This is a genomic window from Tissierellales bacterium (genome assembly GCA_025210965.1).
Lineage (GTDB): Bacteria > Bacillota > Clostridia > Tissierellales > JAOAQY01 > JAOAQY01.
In genome coordinates this window covers 1-11260 of the sequence record JAOAQY010000110.1, presented here as the reverse complement: position 1 = coordinate 11260, position 11260 = coordinate 1, and the positions used below count along the sequence as shown (strand labels likewise).

Sequence of the window (11260 nt, the reverse complement as noted above, 5' to 3'; positions counted from 1 at the left end):
TTATATGTGTCTTATCTTTTATAAATACAAAATAGTCCCGAAAACCATCAATTTTTACTAAATCTACACCGAATTCATTTTTGTATACTTCTAGTAAATAGTACATTACTCGATTGTTATTATCACAAACAACCAAATTATTTACTTCATATTTTACATTATCATTTGTTACAAAGTCGTCCTCTTCAAATCGTCCTCTCAACCTATCACCTATCGGGTTGATATATACTATTGATTTTAACTCGCTGTTTTCTATCTCAAAAAATGCAGGGCAATCGCTATTGTCGTGAGGATCCTTATCTGAAATAGTAATTTCTTTTAAATCATATAATTTTTTAAGCTCTTGCATGCTTTTAACATCTAGTTCTAACGGTTTTCCCTTTGTATCTACATCTAGTTGATATACTTTTATATCGCTTCTATTTTGACTCATTTTCATATTTCTAAGCATTTTATCTCTATATTCAATAATCCCATCAAATCTTTCATCGGTCAATTTGTGCGATTTCAAAATTCCCATTCTAAAAGAAGCCTGTGAGTAATGTTTATTCCCAGTTGGAGATACACTAGAATATGCTGTCACATCACAGTATTCTACATCCCTCTTGGCATGTAAAAACTCTAATTTATTGCTTTCATCTAACATCAAATTTACAACGCTATATTTGTCTACTATTTGAGGAAGCTCGAATGATTCACTAAATTCTAAACGCTCTTTTTGCTCCTCTCTGAAATCTTCATTCTCTGCATCAATCTCTGCTCCAAACCCAACTATTATACTATTTTCATCGTATTCTAGTATTTTATAAACTTTCTTCTCATCCATTCCGCCAATAAATTCGTATTTAGATAGTAATATATCATCTAATACTTTGCCCACAACTATATTTTGGCCCTTTTCAAGATGTTCTCTTATGTCTATAAACATTTTTTCATCAAGGACTCTAACGCTATCGCCAATACCAAAATTATCGTTACTAGCAAATCCTAAAAGCTCTAAATCGCCCTTTCCTCTTATAAAAAATGTTTTCTCTTCAATTTCATCTTCATCGAAAATTTTGTATTCATTTATTTCATCACCTTTGTAGCATATTAAAGCTAAATCATCTAATTTCATATCTGATACATCTATTTTTTCTTTTAAGCACCTAAAATTCTTTTGCTCTCCATATGAATCTATAGTAACTTCTATAACATCATTATTTCTCTCAATATTTTTTACTATTCCAACTGCTTTATTAGAGTATTTAGGTCTTCTAGTAAGATTTTCAAATAATATACTTACTATTTGATCTAATTGATCAGGTGCTCTTACTAAAGTACAGTCAAATTCTGATTCTATATCGTATATTCCCATGACATCTTCCATTTTAAACCTTTTCCATCTTCCGCTTTCTAATACCATGACCATATCCATGTCTTCTAATAAAACCCTGTTTTCATTTTCAATATCTAGATAACATTTTCTAGATAGTCCATTTCCACTTACATTCTCTATACTATTTTCCCCACTATTTATATGGTACTTTTTCAAATTTTTTAAAACTACATGTGCCCTTTCATCTATTTCACCTATACTTTTAGCGTTTCTCTTTGATGTATATATTACTTGACCTGGCTCTAATTTCATCTTTTCTGTTTTAATAAATTTTGAACTATCTTCTAATTTTTTTCCTTTCATATCTTTAGCGTCTAATACGTTAAATTCTTGATTTAAATTTATTTCGGAATCATCTATCAGCTCAGTATCTGCACCATGTTTTTGGGGCATTCCTAGAATACCGCTAAATTTGTTTTCATTATAATCTGCTTCGCTTATAAGTATAAAGTTTTCTGCTGCATATGCGATATCTTCAATAACACTATTTTCTAGACTTTCTTTATCACTTGTTTCAGATCTTTCTGATATGTATTTATCACCAATTGATCTGTCATCATCTGCAAATCCACTACTTGTAGATATAAGTATGGTTGCAATAGCAATGATGCAAATCAATAATTTAGATTTATTTATCATAGTTTGTTCCTCCCCTAATTAAACTAAAAAGGGACTTTGTTCAAAATTCCATTTAAACATAGCTGAAATTCTGCACCCAAATCCCTCTTCAGTTACATATATATTTACTCTATCTGTTTACTATACATTCTTTAAACACTCAGTCGTATTATTTTTTGCTAAAATTTCAAACTAGCTACAAGCGTGCTCTACTCCTCAACGCATCCCAAATTTGATTTATACACACTTCCATCTTCTAGTACTATAGTCATATAGTAGTCTGAATCTTTCTCTAGTTGTTCCTTTGCTCTCACAACTATATAGTTTCCTGCTAATTTTATATCTGTTTTTATCTTAGATTCATCGTTTTCTAGAATTACAGCTTTTATGTTTTCACTATTTGCCTCTGAAGTACATTCTATAATCCAGAATTCTCCATCTTCTAACTCTCTATTTTTGTCCATTTCTTTCACTTTTGTATCGTCGTATTCTAGTGAATCCATCTCTTGGCCTAGTTTTATACCGTATTCGTCAAATGATGAGTCTGATGATTCGAATAGTGGTTTTAGGCTTTTCATATATTTATAGTCCTTTTCGTTAAGCACCATTCTTGTTCCATCTTTGGTGTAAAGTAACAAGCCTTTATCCATAATAAATCCTGCAAAATTAGAATTACCAGTATCGCTTAAATCCTCTAAATCCAAAAACAAATAATCTTCATCTTCATGTATTTTTAGATTATAGGTTTCTCCAGAATTTAACTTCAATACTTTTGAATCATCTGATTCTGTATTATGAAATACAATTCCGAGATCTGTTATTTGAGATATTTCTAAAAATATTACTTTACCTTCATAAACAGTCAATCTACACATTTCAGGAATTTTGTCATCTAAATCAAAATCTTCTATTTCAGAATAATTTACTTCTTCCCCATTGTAGTAAACCTTTATCAAATTCTCATCCGATATTTCAAATTTACCACGCTCTGACATGACTATCTCTTTTGCATTTCTAGATTCTACAAAACCCATTTCAAACATACCATCTTCTATTCCATATAAATCTAATTGTCCATATCCATCAAATGAGCTATTATTTATTATTCTTCCTAAATAACCTTCACTATTGAAATACTCTCTATTTTTTATAACTTGTTCTTCACCGCTAGCTATACTTTTTATTCTCAGCTCATTCCATTTATTATACCAATTCAAATCACTATCTAGTCTTGGAGTCGCTACGACTAGATAATCACCAACTAAATCTTTTTTATCAGCCATTTGTAGTATTTCATATTTCCCTAGTACATGCACAAAATCTATTTTACCTGCATCGTTTAAGTGGATAGTTACAAAATCTTCTCTTGAAAGATCCACTGGTTTACCTTCTCCGAATACGACAGCACCTTCTACTGATTTGTATACCTTAGACACTAAATTTTTGATTTCAACTTCATCATCACTTATTTCAAAATCTCCTGTCTCTAATGTTATATCCAAACCATCTATATTTACTACTTTATACATAGTAGAATCACTATCTACTGGAATGCAAAAACGCTCTACAGATTCTAATATTACACCATTTCTCAGAACCCCATAGTAATCTATCTTTACTATGTCTTCCTCTTGAAAATTGTCAAACAAATCTTGAAGTATTTTTTCATCTGTTTCATTTGCATATACTTTTAAATCCTCTCCATCTGCTGTTATGAAGTGACAAAACTTCTCTTCTTCATCTATATAATTTACTATAACTACAGCTGTCTGTTTATCGCCTCTTTTAACACTAGCTTTTGCCACCTCAGCATAATAATCATTATCCCCAGCCATTTTTAGTAATCTCAGTTCGATATCTTTATTATACGATTTCAATAAACTTTGTATTGAGTACGTTCTATCATTATATTTGAATCTGTAAGGTATATCATATACTCTATCGTTTTCATCAACAAATTGTTCATCATCAGAAATATGACCCTTTACTCCATCTCCTACAATGTTTAGATATACTATTGAAGTTATTTTTCCGTCGTTTTCTTCAAAAAATGCCAAGTGCTCACTTCCTGTATATAAATAATCTTCAACTAAATCAAGCTCTTCTAGCGAATAATTTGCTCTAAGCTCATCCATATTTTTCACATCTAATTCTAAAGGTTTTCCATCAGTAAATATATCGGTCTTATACATTTTTAGATTTTCAAATTTTTGTTCAAAGTCTACGCATCTTCTGCTATCATAGTCAGATATCTCTCCTTCTACATAGCTCTCATCCATTCTATTTATTCCTATCATAGCCAATTCAACTGATTTGTATGAAAATTTCATTTTTCCACTTGGAGAATAACTAGAATAATTTGAAAAATCAGGTCTTTTACAATGTATGAATGCTATTTTACCATCTCCATCTAATAGAACATTCACATTTTTTACATCCTCTATTCCCTTTTCTATTTTAAATACTTCGCTTAGTTCAATTTTTTCTCTCTGTTCTGATGTAAACTCTTCATCGGATGCATCTATTGATGCTCCAAATCCAAATGTTATACTATTTTCATCATAATCAAGTATCCTATAAATTTTTTCTTCGTCTATGTCGCCAATAAATTTGTAGTCGAGAAGAATATTATCATTCAATATTTTCACATATGCGACTCTATGTCCCTTTTTTATATTCTCATTTATATCGTCAAATGTTTTTCCGTCAAAAACCACAAAATCTTTCCTCTTTCCATCATAATCTTCATAGTCAAATTCTAATAGTTTTAAATAGCCTTCATCTTCAATAAATACTACTTTTTCCTCTATATTATCTCTGTCACAATTTTCATATGATAGCATAGCTTCGTCATTATAGTATGCTAATATCATATCGCCAAGTTCGATATTCGATATATCTATCTTGTCTTTATAGCATTTGAGCTTCTTTATATCTCCGCTAATATCCAAACTCAATTCAGTAAAACCATTTCTCTCTTCAATATCAACGACCACTCCGATTGCTCTTTTTGAATAATCCTTCTTTTTTTCAATATCTTTAAATAATAAACTCACAATTTTATTATTTTCAATAGGATCTCTCACTAGTATGCATTCAAATTCTGATTCTAAATCATAAGTATTTAAAACATTCTTCATGTCAAATACTTTCCACGACTCATCTTCTAATACCATGACTTTTTCTAAATCCTCTAAATCAATAAACTCTTCATCTATTCTCAAGTAGTATTTTTCTGAAAAACCTTCTCCAAATACTTTCTTTATCTCATTTTCACCTGAATTTATTATATATGTCTCTGGTTTTTTCAATACTACAGATGTGTTTTCAGATAACCCATAAGTATCTCTTCTATAATAATTATCTGTGTATATTATTTGACCTGGTTCTATTTTTACACTTTCTTGAGTCACATTTTCACAATTATCTACTAAGGCTTTCTCCTTCATATAATCTGCATTTAAGACATATGTGTTTTCTCCATACTCAAAACTCACCTTATAATCTTCTTCATCTAAAGGATAGCTTTCCTCCCCCCAAATGACCTCTGCTTCATGATTTTCATAATCAACTGAACTTACTACAACAACTCTTTTGCAATTTTCAGTTATGATCTTTAATTTACCTTCTTTAGAATTCTGATTTACATATTCTTTTGCAGATAAAAGAGTTAAATTTTCATCCTCTTTTAAAAATCTTCCAATATACTCTTTGTCTCCATCTAGTTCCATATCTGCATCATTTAAGTTTATTTCTACATCCGTTTCATCGTCAAAATCAACCTTTGCATCGTTACCAGATATTTCAAATTCACTAAATTTCTTATTTAAGATAATAACAGAATTTGAACCTACTACTGGCTTCTCTTCTAACCTCCTCATATATTCATAAATATCTTCCTTCTTTGCACTATTATAATATTTTAAAATACCGTCTATATTTCCTTCATCATCTATAAATAAGTACATCGGAGTATTTCTTAAATCCTCAAACAGATCATCCATATCGTAGTCTGAATATACTTCTAAAAATTTATCACCCAGTTTTAAACTAAAATAATTTTCATACGCATTATTTAAATCCGAGTCATATTCATCATAATCTTCCGCTCCATATCCAAATATCCACTCGTCTTCTACCTTATCTGATAGATAGTATATGCCACAATCTTTCTCGCCTACTACCTTTTCTATAGCTACCAACTCTGCTCCTTCATGAAGCTCATCTTTTAGATAAAATTTGTATCTATCATCTTCAAGGATTCTTCTCGTATCCAAATCGCTCAAGTAGTCTATCAACTCTTTATTTGAAATAAATAATTCATTTTTCCTCATTGAAAAGCCATCTTGCATTTTAGTTTCAATAGTATCATCATCAAAATCCCATACTTCCCCATAATACACATGCTCCGCACCGCTCTTGTCTCCAACTACATAGTCGCTCTTTATGACACCTCTCGGTATCATCTCTTCTGCAAAAGCCACATTTCCAAGTAGCACTACAGAAATTATAGCCAAAACCCACATCGATAACTTGAATTTATCTCTTCTTATCATCTCTTTACATCCCCCATTCATTAATTATGTTAAAAATTCCCTGCAATTAATTATACTATCTTGTTTTATGTGTGTAAATTAGATGTGTGAAATTAATTTTATTATTTGTATGTATATGTGAACGCATTTATATAACATAGGCTGTCAGATTTGATTTCAAAAAAAGTCATAACCTATTTTTTTCAGGCTATGACTTATATTTAAATATCAAAATGTTTATACCAATTACTCAATTTACTTATCTAATTTTTCAAAACACCAATTACTTTTCCATTTACAATAAGTTCATCTGCCTTAACCATTATAGGTTCATAGTTCTTGTTTTCTGGCATCAACAATATATTCTCGCCCATAGGCACATATCTTTTCATAGTAGCTTCTTCATTAACTACTCCTATTACGATATCTCTATTCTCAGCAATTGCTTGTTTTCTTACTAATACATAATCTTTTGGCCTTATGCCAACGTCTATCATAGAATCACCTTTTACTTTCAGCAAAAAGCAGTTTTCATACAACTTTATGAATTTTCTAGGCAATTCTATCGATTCTTGCCACTCTTGCTGAGCAGATTTCAAATATCCCGCTGCAACTTCACCCAATACTTCTATTTTTTGTGTTGTAAAACCATCTATTTCTTCACCTTTTACCATCAACTTGCATAATTTACCTAATTCATCATAATTCATTTCTATTTCAGATTTATTTGATAAATCAAAGTAAATTCTGTTTTGATTGAATGTTTCATTCTCTCTATATCTTGGGAGTTCCTCTATCTCTACAATTTCAGACCCTTCTCTTTTATACATTTTAGTTTCTATACCATTTGTAGCAAATCCATATGGAACATTTTCCTCTGCATTCATATAACTTCTCAATTGTTTTATCGCATCTATCAACGGCTTCTTTTCTGATTTAATTTCACCTATTATCCATAATGAATCAGAACAGTGTTTTTTGATAGCTACGTCCGCATAACCTGTTTTTGAAAAATTCTGCACCCTATACTCTATGCTCATATCTTCATATTTGTACCCAAGTTTTGAGTGTAGTTCTTGTATCGCCCACTGTCTAACGATCTCCTCTTCACCATATATATCTGATATTTTGTCTCTAAATTTAAAATTTTTTATTCCAATATGGTCTACTCGCTCGAATATACTTATTTCTTTACTCTTTATCCATTCGCTATCTATGTCTTTAATAAACTTTGATTCCTGCCCTGAATAAGTCATATATAATTTTTCCTTAGCTCTCGTCATGGATACATACAATAGCCTTCTCTCCATTGATTCTTCATCTATTCCATTACTTTTACTTTTATATGGTACTATTCCATCTTTCAATCCAGAAACAAAAATTATTTTAAACTCAAGTCCTTTAACAGCATGCATAGTCATAAGTTTTACTGTATTTGATTTGAAATTTGGATCTTTTTTATCTACTATCTCACATGGTACTCTAGCTTCTGCAAAGCTATTCTCAATATTTTTCAGCTGTGATTTCGTTCTTGCAACCACACATATCTCACTATATGAATTCTTTTCGGCTAATTTGTATATTGCATCTGATATAAATTTATTTTCATCTTCATCACTAGAAAAGCCTTTAACTATAGGGAAATCGCCATGCCTGTTTATGGATGATGGCTTTACATAATTTTCATTGCTTATTGTATCTAAATCTTTTTCAACCAAACTATATGCAGCTTGTGCAATTTCATATGTCGTCCGATAATTTTTATCCAATACTTTAGCTCTTCCTGCCATTGAAAATCCGATACTTTTGAATGAATTATATGATAACCACGATTGATCGTATATACTTTGAGCAGTATCCGCTATAAAATATATGCTAGAATAATCCTTCGTATCATCATAAATATTTTTTATTATTTCCAATTGCACCCTAGATAAGTCTTGACTTTCATCTATTACTATATGGGTATACTTTATTGGATTCAATTCTCCGCTTTCAAGTGCGCTCAATACAACTAATGGTTTATCTTTGAAACCATATGCACCTTCCTTCTCTATAATTTGATTGTAATGTATTAATATTTCAAATATAGCTTTACGCCTATCGGATTCTTTGTGCAAATTATATGTATTTTCTCCCGCTTTTTTTGTAGTTCTACCTTTGCGAGCAATAGTTGAATATATCTCCCAGTTGTCATATCTACAAGCTCTAATCCAATCTAATTCGCTCTTAATAAATGTAAAATCATCTAGTATCTTTTCATCTGGATAATCATCTCTAACTTTGTGTATTGCTCTTTTGATATACTCATTTTCATTCACATACGTCTTTATTTTTATATCTCTTTTTTTCATTAGCTGTTTAAAAAGACCGTATATCAAACTATCTATACCTTTTATTTCTATCTTTCTATCTGGATCTACCTTAAGTATACTTTTATACAATTCTTCGTCTTTTACTGAATCATAAATATGCTGTACATAGTTTACTAACATTTTTGCATAGGTTACAAACAATATTCCATCTGAGTGCTCACTACAATAATTGTTAATAAGTAAAGGAATTTTATAAACCGCCACAGTAGTTTTACCACTACCGGCCACACCTTTTATCAATACCTGTCCATTTGGCTCACTTTGTATAATTTTCCTCTGCTCCGGATTTAATCTCATCATTCCACCTCTTTAGTATATATTCACTTCTTTTCTTTTACATCAATTAATTGTTTTTGTCAAGTGATATTATTCAATAAATACAAATTATATCCCAATTGCGACAGTTATTTGTCCTATTAAAAGTGGTACCATATAAATGTAAATCAAAATACCATAAGAAAAGAGGGGTTTCTATGAAACATGAATGGAGAAAAGCTGAAAAAAATATATACATACCAAAATCAAAGCCAACTTTAATTGAATTACCTGAACAAAAATTTTTCATGATAGATGGCAGTGGTGATCCTAATGGTGAACTATTTGCAAAACACATAGAGGTACTATATGCCCTTTCATATGCTATCAGAATGATGCCAAAAAGTGGTTTTACTCCAGATGGTTACTTCGAATACACGGTATATCCTCTTGAAGGCATTTGGGATATTTCCGATGATGGCAAATCTGATGATGTTTTAGATAAGTCAAAGCTTATATACACTTTGATGATTAGACAGCCTGATTTTGTAACTCAAGAACTATTTGAAAAAGCTCTATCTATTGTTAAAAAAAAGAAAAAATCACTCGAGTTTTTAGATAAAGTACGCTTAAGTACAATGTGCGATGGTCTTTCAGTTCAAATGCTCCATCTAGGATCGTATGATAATGAGCCTGAAAGTTTTAGTGCAATGAAGTTATTTATAGAAGAACATAATTTGGAAATTCTAACGATGAAACATAGAGAGATATACTTAAACGATGCTAGAAAAACCATTCCAGAAAAATTAAAGACAACTCTGCGATATAGAGTTAAAAAATTATAGCCAAAAACTCTCCAACAAATTACAATTAATTTGTTGGAGAGTCTAAGTATATTGATATAATCTTTGCATGTGTTATAATTGTGATAGCTTACATAAGATGTCACAATTAAATTTTTTAAAGGAGGAATTATTTTTTGAACTTTGAAATGATTTCAATAGATATAGAAAACCTGAATCATGCACAAATATACACTAGATTATTCCACCCTCAAAATCAATTGTTGCTTGGAATTGGAGAAACTTATGGAGGAGATGGCGATGTATCTTTGGACAAAAGTCAAATAGATATATTGATTTCAATATTACAAAAAGCAGTAAGTTTAGCAGAAAATAATAAAGAAAATTGGGTTAAATTAGGACATATATTATCTAATAATGGAGATGGTGAACAAATACATTTATTTGTTTATCTTCACAAAAAATATGTCGTTATAGGATTATCCGAAACATCTTATTTATCGCAAAAAACACATTGCGGAATAAAAATATTTTTGCCAAAAAACAAGGCGGTAAAATATATAGATATTTTAGAAGATGTCAAGTCCAACTACGCGTGATTAAGTCGTCTTCCCCACAAACTACCCAACATCATTATACTAAACGCAAATACCAATATGAAACTCGGTGATATATAGTCACCTGCAAGACCTGAAAACAATCTAGCAATCAGCGCAGCACTCGCCTGTATAGTTCCCATAGTTCCAAAAAATCTGCCCATTTTATCCTTTTGTATCAACTTTTGCTGAAGCGATATCGAACCAATGCCCATTATTGGCATTGATATTCCTTGTATCATAAATAGCAAACTAAGGATTATCATATTTGGCATAAATGCTAATAAGAAATATCCTAAGTAGATAATTCCATAAATGACATATCCCAAAATAAATAATCCTACATCATCAGTTCTCTTTTTTAGCCAAGGTGTGAGTATAGAACCTATTAGTCCTCCAAGCGTCATCAGTGAAAGCGAGCCTCCATAAAATACAGGATCAAATCCCAGTACATCAGTTACATAACCTGGCATTATTGCTGGAACCAATCCAAATGCAAAGCTCATTATGAGTGTCATGCCTATTATGGTTTTCAGTGATATATTTTCTTTTAGTATATCAAGTGTTACTTTTACATTGTCTTTGAAACTAGTTTTTATATTATTTGCTATGAATTCGGACTTGTATTTCATGCTTAGTATCATAATTCCTGCAACTAAAAAGCTAAGTCCATCTATCATTATTGCATTTTCTAATGATA

General features: G+C 30.6%; 6 protein-coding genes. 2 read left to right on the top strand and 4 right to left on the bottom strand.

The window, feature by feature from the left end:
- The 3 genes from N4A40_08610 to N4A40_08600 all read right to left on the bottom strand — a co-directional run.
- Positions 1-2017: hypothetical protein (locus N4A40_08610; protein ID MCT4661907.1), on the bottom strand; the 2017-nt coding region annotated here is incomplete at its 3' end.
- 188 nt (positions 2018-2205) lie between these two features.
- Positions 2206-6552, bottom strand: coding sequence for a hypothetical protein (locus N4A40_08605; GenBank protein MCT4661906.1), 4347 nt, complete (start codon positions 6550-6552; stop codon positions 2206-2208).
- Between the two features lie 242 nt (positions 6553-6794).
- Positions 6795-9203 carry a UvrD-helicase domain-containing protein gene (locus tag N4A40_08600; protein ID MCT4661905.1) on the bottom strand — a complete coding sequence of 803 codons (2409 nt, stop codon included), beginning with the start codon at positions 9201-9203 and terminating at the stop codon, positions 6795-6797.
- Between the two features lie 176 nt (positions 9204-9379).
- Between N4A40_08600 and N4A40_08595 the strand changes: the two genes are divergently transcribed.
- Positions 9380-10006 (top strand): GyrI-like domain-containing protein, encoded by a 627-nt coding sequence (locus tag N4A40_08595; GenBank protein ID MCT4661904.1) that lies wholly within the window; start codon positions 9380-9382, stop codon positions 10004-10006.
- 134 nt (positions 10007-10140) lie between these two features.
- Positions 10141-10563, top strand: a complete 423-nt coding sequence (locus N4A40_08590) for a hypothetical protein (protein ID MCT4661903.1) — start codon at positions 10141-10143, stop codon at positions 10561-10563.
- Here the strand turns inward: N4A40_08590 and N4A40_08585 are convergent.
- Positions 10554-11260 (bottom strand): MFS transporter (locus N4A40_08585; protein MCT4661902.1); only part of this gene is annotated, 707 nt, incomplete at its 5' end. The genes N4A40_08590 and N4A40_08585 overlap by 10 nt on opposite strands.